The organism is Cupriavidus sp. 05T41 (assembly GCF_056396525.1).
Genome location: NZ_JBFTLQ010000039.1, coordinates 91,831 through 104,905, shown reverse-complemented (window position 1 = coordinate 104,905; position 13,075 = coordinate 91,831). Strand labels below are relative to the sequence as shown.

10 protein-coding genes are annotated in these 13,075 nt (G+C 68.8%); 4 read left to right on the top strand and 6 right to left on the bottom strand.

The annotated features are described in order from the left end of the window. Positions 1-99: 99 nt before the first annotated feature. The 4 genes from AC1DKV_RS22675 to AC1DKV_RS22660 all read left to right on the top strand — a co-directional run bounded on the left by AC1DKV_RS22675 (position 100) and on the right by AC1DKV_RS22660 (position 3,317). Positions 100-642, top strand: a complete 543-nt coding sequence (locus AC1DKV_RS22675; RefSeq protein WP_441612904.1) for a DUF421 domain-containing protein — start codon at positions 100-102, stop codon at positions 640-642. A 43-nt stretch (positions 643-685) separates the two neighbouring features. Next, the gene (locus AC1DKV_RS22670; protein WP_441612903.1) at positions 686-2,062 is read left to right on the top strand and encodes an L-serine ammonia-lyase; all 1,377 of its coding nucleotides are present in this window, start codon (positions 686-688) and stop codon (positions 2,060-2,062) included. Positions 2,063-2,177: 115 nt separating this feature from the next. Next, positions 2,178-2,501, top strand: coding sequence for an EthD family reductase (locus tag AC1DKV_RS22665; protein WP_441612902.1), 324 nt, complete (start codon positions 2,178-2,180; stop codon positions 2,499-2,501). 78 nt (positions 2,502-2,579) lie between these two features. After that, on the top strand, positions 2,580-3,317 hold the full coding sequence (locus AC1DKV_RS22660; RefSeq protein WP_441613051.1) for an MBL fold metallo-hydrolase: 738 nt from the start codon (positions 2,580-2,582) through the stop codon (positions 3,315-3,317). A 60-nt stretch (positions 3,318-3,377) separates the two neighbouring features. Here the strand turns inward: AC1DKV_RS22660 and AC1DKV_RS22655 are convergent, their stop codons facing one another. The 6 genes from AC1DKV_RS22655 to AC1DKV_RS22630 form a co-directional block, all read right to left on the bottom strand. Beyond that, positions 3,378-4,493 (bottom strand): YbdK family carboxylate-amine ligase, encoded by a 1,116-nt coding sequence (locus AC1DKV_RS22655; RefSeq protein WP_441612901.1) that lies wholly within the window; start codon positions 4,491-4,493, stop codon positions 3,378-3,380. After that, on the bottom strand, positions 4,493-5,707 hold the full coding sequence (locus AC1DKV_RS22650; RefSeq protein WP_441612900.1) for a cation:proton antiporter: 1,215 nt from the start codon (positions 5,705-5,707) through the stop codon (positions 4,493-4,495). The genes AC1DKV_RS22655 and AC1DKV_RS22650 overlap by 1 nt, the downstream gene beginning before the upstream one ends. Before the next feature lie 149 nt (positions 5,708-5,856). Then, positions 5,857-7,770, bottom strand: coding sequence for a hypothetical protein (locus tag AC1DKV_RS22645; protein ID WP_441612899.1), 1,914 nt, complete (start codon positions 7,768-7,770; stop codon positions 5,857-5,859). Between the two features lie 180 nt (positions 7,771-7,950). After that, positions 7,951-9,819 (bottom strand): hypothetical protein, encoded by a 1,869-nt coding sequence (locus tag AC1DKV_RS22640; protein WP_441612898.1) that lies wholly within the window; start codon positions 9,817-9,819, stop codon positions 7,951-7,953. Between the two features lie 48 nt (positions 9,820-9,867). Continuing rightward, a complete protein-coding gene (locus AC1DKV_RS22635; RefSeq protein ID WP_441612897.1) occupies positions 9,868-11,622 on the bottom strand; it encodes an Hsp70 family protein in 1,755 nt (584 codons plus the stop codon). Between the two features lie 185 nt (positions 11,623-11,807). Next, the gene (locus AC1DKV_RS22630) at positions 11,808-12,959 is read right to left on the bottom strand and encodes a branched-chain amino acid ABC transporter substrate-binding protein (RefSeq protein ID WP_441612896.1); all 1,152 of its coding nucleotides are present in this window, start codon (positions 12,957-12,959) and stop codon (positions 11,808-11,810) included. Between the last annotated feature and the right edge of the window lie 116 nt (positions 12,960-13,075).

The window sequence follows — 13,075 nt, the reverse complement described above, 5'->3', positions numbered from 1 at the left end:
GCCTGTCCGCCGTTGCGGCAGCCCCCGGCGCTTGCGCCAACGCGCTATGCTCGGTGTGGTTGCCCGGCCACCCGGCCGCGCCCGGCAAACGGAGCACGCATGTGGAACCTCAGCGCCCCATGGTGGGAATTCGTCCTGCGCGGACTGATTGTCTACGGCAGCCTGCTGGTGCTGCTGCGGCTCTCCGGCAAGCGCCAGATCGGCCAGCTGACATCGCTCGACCTGGTGCTGCTGCTGGTGCTGTCCAACGCGGTGCAGAATTCGATGAATGCGGGCGACAACTCCGTCACCGCGGGCCTGATCCTTGCCGTGACGCTGGTCGGCGCCAATCTCGTGCTGGCCTGGCTGAGCTGGCGCAGCCGGCGTTTTGAGAATGTCGTGGAAGGCCGCCCGCAGGTCCTGATCCATGAAGGCCAGGTCTTTGCCGACGTGATGAAGCACGCCTACATCACCCGCGACGACCTGCACAAGGCATTGCGCCATGCCGGCTGCGAGCGCGTTGGCGATGTGCATTTCGCGATTCTCGAGAACGACGGCACCATCAGCGTGATGGTGAGGAAGGACGCCCCGCCCACTCCGCGCGACGCAGCCACCTCGCTGTGGCGCGCCCCCCTCAACAACGATAGCGACGCGCCGGTCTGACGCCGGTGGGTTGCAGATAGCCAAGATCCCCAGGAGCCTTGCCATGGCAGTCAGCGTCTTCGATCTGTTCAAGGTGGGCATCGGCCCTTCCAGTTCGCACACCGTCGGCCCGATGCGCGCCGCGCTGATGTTCGCCCAGGGCCTGGCACGTGATGGCCTGATGCCCCAGGTGGCCAGCGTGCGCGTCGAGCTGTACGGCTCGCTCGGCGCCACCGGCCGCGGCCACGGCACCGACAAGGGGGTCATCCTCGGCCTGCTGGGCGAAGCGCCCGACACCATCGACCCGGACACCATCGAGCTGCGCCTGGCCGCGCTGCGCGCCAGCCGCACGCTGTCGCTGCTGGGCGCGCACCCGGTGCCGTTCGTGGAGAAGGAGCACATCGTCTTCTACCGGCGCGAAGCCATGGCCGAGCATCCCAACGGCATGAAGTTCCATGCCTTCGATGCCGCCGGGCAGCCCTTGCGCGAGGGGCGCTACCTGTCGGTGGGCGGCGGCTTCGTCGTCACGGCGGGCGCGGCCAACACGCAGATCCTCGGTGCCGACCAGCAGTTGCCGCACCCGTTCCGCAGCGGACGCGCGATGCTGGAAATGGCGGCGGCCAGCAAGAAGAGCATCGCGCGCCTGATGATGGAAAACGAATGCGTGTGGCACAGCGAAGCCGATGTCAACGCCGGGCTGCTGCGCATCTGGGCCGTGATGCAGGCCTGCGTGGCGCGCGGCTGCCGCACCGACGGCGAGCTGCCGGGCCCGTTCAAGGTCAGGCGGCGTGCGCCCGAGCTGTTCCGCAACCTCACCGAGCATGCCGAGCGCGCGCTGGCCGATCCGCTCTCGGTGATGGACTGGGTCAACCTGTACGCCATCGCCGTGAACGAGGAGAACGCCGCCGGCGGCCGCGTGGTGACGGCGCCCACCAACGGCGCGGCCGGCATCATCCCGGCCGTGCTGCACTACTACGACCGCTTCGTGCCCGGGGCCAACCCGCAGGGCGTGATCGACTTCCTGCTGACGGCCGGCGCGATCGGCATGCTGTACAAGCTCAACGCCTCCATCTCCGGCGCCGAAGTGGGCTGCCAGGGCGAGGTCGGCGTGGCCTGCTCGATGGCCGCGGGCGCGCTTGCCGCCGTGATGGGCGGCACGCCGGAGCAGGTGGAGAACGCCGCCGAGATCGGCATGGAACATAACCTGGGCCTGACCTGCGACCCGGTCGGCGGGCTGGTGCAGATCCCGTGCATCGAGCGCAATGCAATGGCCTCGGTGAAGGCCGTCAACGCGGCGCGCATGGCGCTGCGCGGCGACGGCGCGCACTACGTGTCGCTCGATTCGGTGATCAAGACGATGCGCGAGACCGGCGCGGACATGAAGACGAAGTACAAGGAAACGGCGCGCGGCGGGCTGGCGGTGAATATCGTGGAGTGCTGAGCCGGCGCGCACCGGGGATCTGCCGCCGGGGCGGCAGGCGTGGCGGGCGGCGCGGTGCCGTCTCCAGTGCTTTCTGCTACGCTTGCCCGGCTTACAACCGAAACGGAGACCCGGCATGATCAAGATCAGCATCCTCTACCCGTACAGCAAGGACGGCAAGTTCGATTTCGACTATTACCGCACGCGCCACATGCCGCGCGCTGTCGAGCTGTACAGCGCGCAGCCGGGCTATCGTGGCGTGGCGGTGGAGCGCGGGCTGGGCGGCGGCGCTCCGGGATCCGATCCGGCCTATGCCGCGATGTGCCACTTCCTGTTCGACTCGCTGCCGGACTTCGTGGCCGCCTCCCGGGCCGCGGGAAAGGAACTGCAACAGGACATCCCCAACTACACTAATGCAGTGCCGGTAGTGCAGATCAGCGAAGTGGTGGACATCGCCTGAACCGGCGGACTGGTGCCGCGCGCGCCGCGGCGCTGTTTCTTGCATTCCCGATCCGACCGTGCCGTCGTGCAGACCGTCATGCAGACCTTCTACCAGCTGTTCGACGAGACCTCGTCAACCTTCACCTACCTGCTGATCGACGCCGCCACGCGCGAAGCCTTGCTGATCGACCCGGTCGACCGGCAGCTCGCGCGCGACATGGCTTGCCTGCAGGCCAGCGGCGCCCGGCTGGCGTGGGTGGTGGAAACACACGCGCACGCCGACCACATCACCTCCGCCGGCCATGTTGCGATGCAAACCGGCGCACACAGCGCGGCGCCGTCGGGCTGCGATATCCGTCCCGCGGAGAAACAGCTGATCGACGGCGACACGCTGCCGTTCGGCACGCAGGTGCTGCGCGCCATCCATACGCCCGGCCACACCGCCGGCAGCATGAGCTACCTGTGGGAAGAGGCCACGCCGGCCGGCCCGGTGCGACGCGTCTTCACCGGCGACGCGCTGCTGATCGACGGCTGCGGCCGCACCGATTTCCAGTCGGGCGACGCCGGCACCTTGTACGACAGCCTCACCCGCAAGCTCTTCACCCTGCCGGACGACACGCTGGTCTATCCCGCGCACGACTACAAGGGCCGCACGGCATCCACCATCGGTCACGAACGCCAGCACAACAGCCGCGTAGCCGGCCATACGCGCATCCAGTTCATCGAGATCATGAAGCAGCTCAACCTGCCCAGGCCGAAGCTGATCGACGTGGCAGTGCCGGCCAACCAGCGCCTGGGCCTGCGTGACGGTGACCACGTGCCGCACGGGGTCTAGGTCTAGCGGGCAATTGGGCAATTGGGCAAGCGGCCAACTGGCCGGAGGCAGCTGCGTGCCTCAGCTCGCCCAGCTGTCGCAGGTCTGCCGCACCGTCTCGCGCAGGCTGCGGGTGTCGGCATCGATCTGGCGCACGCGTTCGGCATCGCCGTTGCGGCTTTGCGCCAGCGCGCGGATATTGGCCAGCGCGTCGAGCGAGCCCAGCGCTTCTGCATGCGGCACCAGCGCGTCGCAGATCGTCACGATGTGATCGGCGATGGGCATGCGCGTCAGTTCGTTGGGATGCACGTACTCGCCTTCAAGGCCGAAGCGGCAGGCCTGGAAGCGATTGAAGGTATAGACCAGGTAATCGTCTTCCTGCGGCATGAACGGGCGCGACAGCAGCAGGTAGCGCGCCAGCGCCTGGATATAGGCGGCAATGTCGCACGCGCGCTGCACGGTCAGCGGCGTATCCATCACGCGGACTTCGATGGTGCCGAATTCCGGCTTGGGACGGATATCCCAGTAGAAATCCTTCATGCTCTCGATCACGCCCGTGGCGTGCATCTTCTCGAAGTAGGCGGTGAAGGCGTCCCAGGTGAGCAGGTGCGGTGCGCGCCCGCTCATGGGGAAGGCCGCCACGGAATTCAGCCGCGCCGAGGCGAAACCGGTATCCACGCCCTGCACGAACGGCGACGAAGCCGCCAGCGCGACGAAGTGCGGCACGTAGCGTCCGATCGCGTGCAGCAGGAACAGCGATTCGTCGGCGCTCGGGCAGCCGATATGCACGTGCTGGCCGAACACCGTGAACTGCTTGGCGAGGTAGCCGTACAGCTCGGAAATGTACTGGTAGCGAGGCGAATCCGAGATGGTGCGGTCGGCCCATTGCTGGAACGGGTGCGTGCCGCCGCCGCAGATGCCGAGGTTGAGCGAGCGCGAAGCGTCCACCATCAGGTCGCGCATGGTGCCGAGTTCATCCAGCGCCTGTGCATAACTGTGGCAGATGCCGGTACTGATCTCGATCATCGAGGGGCTGATCTCGGGCTTGATGTCGCCGGCATGCCGGGCGCCTTTCAGCGCACGCAGCAAGTCGGGCGCGAACGGCGCCAGGTCATAGTCATGACGGTTGACCAGCTGCAGCTCCAGCTCCACGCCAAAGGTCAGCGCTTCGGAGTGCTTGAACGGTTCGAGTGACATCAGCGGCCTCCTCCATTGCTTCTGACTTCGCCGGCGTAGCGAAGTGCCCAGGCGGCCAACGCCGGGCCGAGCAGTTGCTCGAGCGCCAGCGAGCACAGGATGATGGCGGCCAGCGGCTCGCCCGTGGACGGATAAAGGCGCGCCACGTCGCTCATCAGCAAGTAGGCCAGGCCCGACATGGGCGCCAGCGCCACCCCGAGCGCCACGCATTGCCTGAGGCTCAGGCCGGAGAACGAGCCCAGCGAGGCCACGCCGGCCAGCTTGGCCAGGTGGCGCAGCAGCACCAGCACCACCGCGGCGCCGCCGCCGATGGCCCAGTCATGTACGGTCAGCGGCAGGCCGAGCGACACCACCATCACGATGATCAGCAGGCTGCCGGCGCTGCCGAAATGGGCGGGCCATACGCGCGGCTGGCTGTCCTGGTGCTTGAACACCACACCGGCCAGCATCAGCGAGAGCGGCATCGACAGCTTGAGCACGCGCGTGAGGGCCAGCGTGAACAGCACCAGTCCCACCAGCACCAGGAAGCTGTAGTGATCGTCCGATGCCATGCGCGCATAGATGGCGTGGCCCAGCTTGCCCACGCCCCAGGCCAGCAGGCACGAGCCCAGCAGCAAATAGAGCGGGTGCAGCAGCGCGGCGCCCAGGTTGCCGTATTCGGAATGCAGCCACCCGGTGGCGAGCTGCACGATGGTCGCGGCGTAGATGCTGTTGAGCGCCGTCATGGCGAGTAGCCGCTCGGTCACCTGGCCCTCGGCACGCAGCTCGTTCTTGAGCTGGAGCACGATGGTGGGCGAGGTACTGACCGCGATGCCGCCGGCGAGGATGGCCACGGCGGGCGTCACGCCCATCCACTGCAGCGCGGCCGCCACCAGGCCCCATGTCAGCAGGCTCTCGAACGCGCTGGTAAACAGCAGCCAGCGGTTGGCCCGCAGCCAGCTCAGCGACAGCCGGTGCCCGAGCTCGAACAGCGCCAGCGCCAGCGCCATGTCGATCAGGATGCGCGTCTGCGCGATCATGTCCTCGTCCACGATGCCGCGGCCGAGCATGCCGGCGAGCAGGCCGGTGGCCGCATAGCCGACGATGCGCGGCAGCCGCAGGTACATGCGGCACACCTCGCCCGCCAGGCCCGCGCCCACCAGGGCAAGTCCGACCCAGAACAGCCCGCCCGGTGCCAGCGGCAGGCTTGGAAATAGTTGGCTCAATCCATTCATGGACTACATGGTAACGGAGCCACATGACATTCCGTGTCAGAGTTTGTCCGACAGCGCACCTAAGTTGCAGGGAACATGATGCGTACAGGCGTAAAAAAACGCCATCTGGTGCGATGGCGTTTTCTCGTGCCGGTCCGGCGGGTGGCTTGCTAGACGCCCCAGAACTTCCAGGCGGGCCGCGTGGCACGCAGGCCGGATTCCATGCGCGCGTACTGCGCGCGCATCCTGCCCTGGTCGGCGCCGGCGGCGCGGGCTTTCTCGAAATACGCCAGCGCGGTCTCGCGCTGCGCCAGCCCGAGCGCGGCCTCGACCGCGCCAAGATAAGCGTCGCCTTCCCAGCGGTCGCGCGCGGCAAAGGCCGCTTCGAAATCGGCCAGCGCCCCGGCGTACTGCTTTTCGCCGTTGCGGATCAGGCCGCGCTGCACGCGCGGCAGGGCCTGGTCCCACGCATCGCCTTCGGTCAGCGCGATGGCCTGCTCGAACAGCGGCAGCGCGCGCTCGGGCGCGCCCAGGTCACGCCAGATCAGGCCGAATTCGTTGCACAGCCAGGCGTCCTCGATCAGCAGCGCACGCCGTTGCAGCGCCTCGATCTCGGCCAGCGCATCGGTGCGGTCGTGCTGGTCCATGCCCGCGATGCCGTTGCGCAGCAGCCCGGCGAAATGCGCGCGCGCGTGCGCGAGTGCGTGGCCGGTCTGGCTGCGCTCCTCCACCGGCAAGGCATCGGCGCGGGCGTCCATGTGCGCAAGCGCATCGCGCGCCGCCGAGGTCACTTCGCTGCCGCCGATGCCCTTCCATGCATTCACCAGCCGGCTGAACACCCAGCCCACATTGGCCGGGTCGCGCTCGAGCGGGTAGCGGTTGAGCACGTCGCCGGCCACCTCGACCGCCTTCGCATGCTGGCCCGCGGCCACCAGGCAGTCGAGCAGGTCGATCCAGTGCTCGATGAATTCGCTGACCGCGATGCCTTTCTCGTGCAGCGCGATCCGTTCGGCGCGCAGGTCCGCGCCGTCCAGGCGCTGCGCCAGGTTGTGGCACAGCATCGAATAGAGATGCGGATCGGCATCGTCGTAGCCGCCCTCGCCGGTGGCGAAGTATTGCTCGAAGCGCGCCAGGCCGAGCCGGTATGCCGCGACCACGTGGGGCGCCAGCGCGGCCTCGGCTGCCGGCACGGCATCGATGAATTCGGCCAGCGCCACGCCGGCGTTGTAGTAGCCGGCCGCGTCGGTCGCGTTCTGCACGAAGGCAAAGCGCTGCCATGGCTGCTCTTCGCCGGCCTGGTGACGCCATTCCAGCTCGCGCACCTGGGCTTTCGGGTCCGGCACCTGGCGCTGATAAGTGGCGAAATCATCCCAGGCGCCCTCGAGGTCGCCGGCGCGGTAGCGCAGCGGCGCGCGGATGCGGCGGGCGTGGGGATGGTCGGGCTGCGCAGCCAGCACGATGCCCGCCTGCTCGGCGGCAAAGGCGTCGCCGGCGGCTTCGTCGAGTTCGAGCAGGTCGGGATTGTCCAGGCCGGCGCGCGCCAGGCAAAGGCGCAGCATCGGCTCGGCCTGCTCGCCGGCGGCGTTCACGTGGGCCAGCGCCTGGGCCAGGATCTCTTGCACGCCCAGGTCCGGCGCGCGGTACAGCAGGTCGTACCAATAGGCGCCGGCGCCGGCGAAATCACCCAGCCGGCAACGCACGAGTCCCGCGTGCAGCCGGGCGCTCCATTCGCCGGAAGACAGGCCGTTGCGCAGCGCCGCCTCGTCCAGCCAGGGCTGCGCCTCCTGGAAGCGCTCCATGCTCGTGAGCAACATGCCGTAGCGGTGCGCGATCACACCGCGCGATGACCAGCGGTGCGCGGGATGCAGGTTCAGTCCGGGCAGCTTGGCCAGCGCCGCATCGAGCACGGCGAAGGCTTGCTGGGCATCGCCGCGGTCGAAGTGCAGGCGCGCCCGCAGGCAATCGAAATCCACCACCTGCGGCTGCGCCTGCGAGAGCTGGTCGAGAATGACCAGCGCCTCGTCGTAGCGCTCGGCATTGGCTAGCTCGATGGCGTGGTCGTAACTGACTTCCTGCACGGACACGGACTGCTCCTTCTGGGGTGAAATGTGCGAGTGCGGGATTATGCGCCATGCGCAGGTTTCTTGGTCCGCAATGGAAGGGGCGCTTTTCCCGGCATTCGCCGGGCTCGCCCCGCAGCCCTACCCCGGGGCGGCGGACCGGGCAAGGCCCCAGGCGAGGCTCTTTGCCCATGCGCGCGCCAGTCAGGCGCGCCGTCCGGGCGGCCCGGCGCGGCGCCTGTCCTCGCGCAGGTCCGACCACTCGAACAGGCAGGCCAGCAGCAGATAGACGCAGGCCACTGCCTCGGCGCGGAACAGCGGCGTGGTTTCGGCATGCACCGGCATGGCGCCGGCCACGCTGCACAGGACCAGCAGCAAGGCCAGCCACCAGCCCTTGAGGCGGCCGTTAAGGATGGGATCGACGCCGAACACGGCGGCGTTCAGCCACAGCCAGCCGGCCACCGCCAGCCACGGCTCGCTCGCCAGATCCCACTGCATCTGCGCCAGCAGCAGCATGGCGCCGACCGCCAGCGCGGCGCACTGCCCTTGCAGCAGGCGGGCGCGGTGGCGCTGGCGCAGCCAGGCGCGCGCCGGCAGCACCAGCGACAGGTTGGCGCCGGCCAGCAGCAGGCCCAGCGCAAACGCCAGCGTATGCGCGAACGGCGCGAACAGCGGCACCGACAAGACCATGTACATGCCGCCGATGGTCAGCGCGCCGGCCACGCCGATGCGCTGCAGCGCGGGCAGGTAGAGCAGCGCGAAAGCGGCCAGCAGGGCATACAGCTCCACGCCGATGAACCATGCGTAGAGCGACGGCAGCGAGCCGGCGAACATGGCAAAGCCGCCGATCACCACGTAGAGGCCGAACCAGCCCCACTGCACGCCTGGCAGCGACCGCCAGCGCGCCAGCCGCACCGTGACGGATTGCTGCCAGACCCGCACGTACCAGGCCCAGGCCAGCATCGGCGCCACCAGGCTGGCGCCGCACACGGCGAGCGCCAGCCACGGCGCCACGGTATCGTGCCCGGCGCGTTCCTCCTGCCGCACCACGATCATCAGCACCACGCTGGCCAGGATGGCGCCGATCCACAGCGCATGGAACAACTGCCCCCACGACAACAGCGGCCGGGATACCGCCTGCTCCCAGGCCGCCAGCACCGCCTCGTCGAAATGGTAGTGGCGTGTCTGCGGCGTCTTCCAGCGCAGTTGTTCGAGCAGGGCCTGCATGTCCTTGACGAAGCCGCCGCGCATCAGCGCTTGCCGGCGGATGCGCGCGGGCGGCGGCGCCAGAAGCGCCTGCGCCGCCGCCGAGCCCTTGGCGTAGGTGCGGAAGTAGCTGAACTGCCGGTCCGCCAGCGCGCGTGCGACCGCCTGCTGGGTCAGGGCGCGGTCGCGCCGCGCCAGGTGATCGGAAGCATCTTCCCAGCCGAAGCCTTCGAACAGCGCGGTGCGCGCCGCGGGACTGGCATCGTCCCGGGCGCAGTAGCGCAGCGCCAGCCACTCGAAGCGGTCGCGCGCTTCGATGCTGACGAAGGCATCGTCCTGCAGGCAGCGCTGCAGCGCCTCGCCGACCGGCAGCGATTGCGCGGCCAGTTCACCGCGGTCGAGCCCGGGGTAGCGGCCGCCGGCCGGCGCGGGCGGAAAGCTGGCGCGCAGCCGCTCCCACATTGCAAGGGCCAGCTCGCCCGCATCGGGCAAGGCCCGGGCCGTCTGCGGGCGCTGCGGGTCCGCCTGCACGGCGGGCGGCAGCACCTGGCCGATTGCCGGCAGCCTGCCGCGCACGGGCGAGGCGGGCGAAGTCAGCGGCGAAGCGATCGCGGCGGGCCCCGGCTCTCCGGCGGGCGGGGCAGGCGGGGCAGGCGGGGCAGCGGCGCCCGGGTCGGGCACGGCGCCGGCATCTTCGTCCTGCGCATGGTGGCGCGCCCACTCGAGCGCGAATTCATAGGCGGCGCGCAGCGCCTGGAACGCCTGCGCGTCCTCGTCGGGGCGCGTGACCTTGAGGCGCGCGGCATAGGCCGAGCGGATGCGGCGCGTATCCGTGGTCGGCGCCAGTTGCAGGACTTGCCAGTGCATTGTTCGGATCGGGCCGGTAGCGAAGCGTGGAGAGGGGACGAGCCGGGATCAGTCCCAGAGTTGCGTGTCGAGTCCGTCGAGCAGGCGCCGGATGGGCGCGCGCAGCGTGCGGATGCGCTCGGTATCCTGCGCGTCCAGCGCGGCCTGGAATTGCGCCAGCGCGCCGCTGATCTGGTCGCGGTCGCGGCCCAGGCACTGCTGGTAGAGCCGGTCGGCGCGCGCCACCAGTTGCGCGTTCTCGGCCTGGTCGCGCGGATGGATCTTGATCTCGGCAAGCGCCGCCAGGCGCTCGCCCACTTCCTCGTCGCTCAGCACGCCGGGGTTTTCCTGGATCACGATGCGGTGCGTGGCGGCGGTGGCGAGCACGGTGGCCTGCACTTCGAGGATGCCGTTGACGTCATAGGTGAAGCGCACGTCCACGCCCGACTCGGCCGCGCTGATGCGCGGCAGCGGCACGGCGATCTCGCCGAGGAAGACGTTCTCCGCCACCATCCGCCCCTCGCCCTGGAAGACGCGCAGCGCCAGCATCTCCTGCTTGTCGGCCAGCGGATGGATGCGTTCCACGCGGCTGACCGGCACCACCGAGTTGCGGTCGATCACGGGCTGGTAGTGCCCGTGGGAAAACGCCTCCGGGCCGACCCGCTGGCTGGTTTCGATGCCCAGCGAATAGGGTGCGACATCGGTCATGACCACTTCGTCCAGCGCCGCGTCGCGCGCCTTCAGGCCGGCCTGGACGGCCGCGCCGAGCGCCACCACCTCGTCGGGATTCAGCTCGGTCACGGGAAAGCGGCCGAACATGCGGCTCACCAGCCTGCGCACCATCGGCATGCGGGTGGCGCCGCCGGCCAGCACCACGCTGTCCAGCTCGGCCGGCCGGATGCGTGCGTCGCGCATGGCCTGCTCGATGGGCTTGCGCAGCCGCTCCAGCAACGGCGTGCTCAGTTCGGCAAAGACTTCCTGGGTCAGCGACATGGTGAAGGTGCGGTCCTCCCAGGTCACGGCCATGTCCGCGCCGGCGGCGTCGCTGAGCGCGCGCTTGGCACCTTCGGCGGCGTGGCGTACCCGCTCGCGCAACTGCGCCGGCCAGCGCTCGGGCTGCGCCTCGCCTTCCTGCACGCCGCCGGCGCTCAGTCGCGCATCGAGCCCGCTGTCGCGGCTGAAGCGGCGCATCAGCGCCGCGACGAAGTCCTCGCCGCCGAGGAAGTTGTCCCCGGCCGAGGCGCGTACTTCCATCACGTTCTCGAACAGTTCCAGCACAGAGACGTCGAAGGTCCCTCCGCCCAGGTCGAACACCAGGAAGCGGCTTTCCCCGTTCTGCTGCAAGCCGTAGGCCAGCGCGGCGGCGGTCGGCTCGTTGAGCAGGCGCTCCACGCGCAGCCCCGCCAGCTCGCCCGCCACACGCGTGGCGCGGCGCTGGGCGTCGCTGAAATAAGCCGGCACGGTGATCACCGCTTCGCTGACCGGCGCGCCGAGCCAGGCTTCGGCATCGGCCTTCAACGCGCGCAGCAAGAAGGACGAGAGTTCTTCCGGGCGATAGCGCCGCTCGCCCAGCGGGGTCGCGCGGGCGGTGCCCATGTAGCGCTTGAACAGTGCCGCGCTGTGCGCGGGATGGGTCAGCAGGCGGTCGCGCGCGGCCTCCCCGACGACGACCGCGCCGTCGTCCAGCACGCTCACGCACGAGGGCGTCAGGCGCTTGCCGAGAGAGTTGGGAATGATCTGCGCCCGTCCATCGCGCCAGACCGCGACCAGGCTGTTGGTGGTGCCGAGATCGATGCCGATGATGGTGTGCTTGTCGTGGTCCATGTTTCGTTCTGGCTGGTGGCGACGCATCCTTTGCGCAGCAAGCGCAACATTAATCGGCAACGGGGAAAGAATGGGAACGGCGCCGCTTCCTTGTTGCGCCCGCGAGACATCGGCTGCCCCGCTGGCGTGCCGCCAAAAGAAAACGCCACCCGAAGGTGGCGTTTCCGCATGGCGCTGGCGAAGGCTTACTTGCCGCCGACCGTCTCCAGCACGGTCCACTTGCCGCCGACCACCTTGTAGACGGTGATGCCGCCGTCCTTCAGGTCGCCGCGCGCGTCGTAGGCCAGGGCCTTGGTGGTGACGCCCTGCATATTGGTGGCGGCCAGCACCGGCAGGTAGCGCGCCGGATCGGCCGAGCCGGCCTTGACCATGGCGCTCATCATCGCGGTGGCGCCGTCATAGGCGTACGGCGAGTACGTCTGCACCTTGCCGCCGAAGCGCTTCTCGTACTTCTTCTCGTAGGTGGCGCCACCGGGCATCTGCTCCAGCGGCAGGCCGGCCAGCGACACCACGGTGCCATCGGCAGCGGTGCCGGCCAGCTTCAGGAAGTTGTCGGTCTTGGACATTTCGCCCGACACCAGCGGCGACTTCATGCCGAGTTCCTTGACCTGCTTGGCCATCGGCGCGGATTGCGTCTCGGCGCCGCCGTAGAAGATCACGTCCGGGTTGCTGCGCTTGATGTTGGTCAGCACGGCCTTGAAGTCCACCGCCTTGTCGTTGGTGTATTCGCGGCGCACGATCTTGCCGCCGGCGGCGCGGGCGGCCTTCTCGAACTCGTCGGCCAGGCCCTGGCCGTAGGCCGTGCGGTCGTCGACGATGGCGATGTTCTTGGCGCCAAGCTTCTTCACCACGAAGGCGCCGATCACCGAACCCTGCTGGGTGTCGGAGGTCATCATGCGGAAGGTGGTCTTGAAGCCTTGCTTGGTGTATTCCGGCGCGGTCGCCATGGCGATCTGCGGAATGCCGGCGCGGTTGTAGACCATCGAAGCCGGGATGCTGGTGCCGGAGTTGAAGTGGCCGAGCATGCCCTGGATGCCGCCGTCCACCAGCTTCTGCGCCACCACCGAGCCAGTCTTGGGATCGGCCTGGTCATCTTCGGAAAGCAATACGAACTTGACGTCCTTGCCGCCGATCTTGGGCTTGGTGGCGTTCATTTCCTCGATGGCGAGGATCACGCCGTTCTGCATGTCCTTGCCGTATTGCGCCTGGCCGCCGGTCATGGGCGCGGCGAAGCCGAGCTTGATTTCCTGGGCCTGGGCAAAGGCGGCCGAGCTGGCGCACACGCCGGCGATCGACAGGGCAACGGTCAGTGCCGTCTTGTGGAAAGTCGAGTTCATCAGTTCTCCTTGGTGGCTTTTCGATAGCCTTCTTGCTGCGTTTTTGGACGCGTCCGGGTGCGGCGCGAAACGCTTCCCGATTTCACATACGCAAGGCGCGCGGGATCGCCGCTGCC

Coding starts and splice junctions, on each gene's coding strand:
- AC1DKV_RS22630 (WP_441612896.1), bottom strand. CDS start 12,959: ATGAACTCGACTTTCCACAAGACGGCACTGACCGTTGCCCTGTCGATC.
- AC1DKV_RS22635 (WP_441612897.1), bottom strand. CDS start 11,622: ATGGACCACGACAAGCACACCATCATCGGCATCGATCTCGGCACCACC.
- AC1DKV_RS22640 (WP_441612898.1), bottom strand. CDS start 9,819: ATGCACTGGCAAGTCCTGCAACTGGCGCCGACCACGGATACGCGCCGC.
- AC1DKV_RS22670 (WP_441612903.1), top strand. CDS start 686: ATGGCAGTCAGCGTCTTCGATCTGTTCAAGGTGGGCATCGGCCCTTCC.
- AC1DKV_RS22660 (WP_441613051.1), top strand. CDS start 2,580: ATGCAGACCTTCTACCAGCTGTTCGACGAGACCTCGTCAACCTTCACC.
- AC1DKV_RS22650 (WP_441612900.1), bottom strand. CDS start 5,707: ATGAATGGATTGAGCCAACTATTTCCAAGCCTGCCGCTGGCACCGGGC.
- AC1DKV_RS22655 (WP_441612901.1), bottom strand. CDS start 4,493: ATGTCACTCGAACCGTTCAAGCACTCCGAAGCGCTGACCTTTGGCGTG.
- AC1DKV_RS22665 (WP_441612902.1), top strand. CDS start 2,178: ATGATCAAGATCAGCATCCTCTACCCGTACAGCAAGGACGGCAAGTTC.
- AC1DKV_RS22675 (WP_441612904.1), top strand. CDS start 100: ATGTGGAACCTCAGCGCCCCATGGTGGGAATTCGTCCTGCGCGGACTG.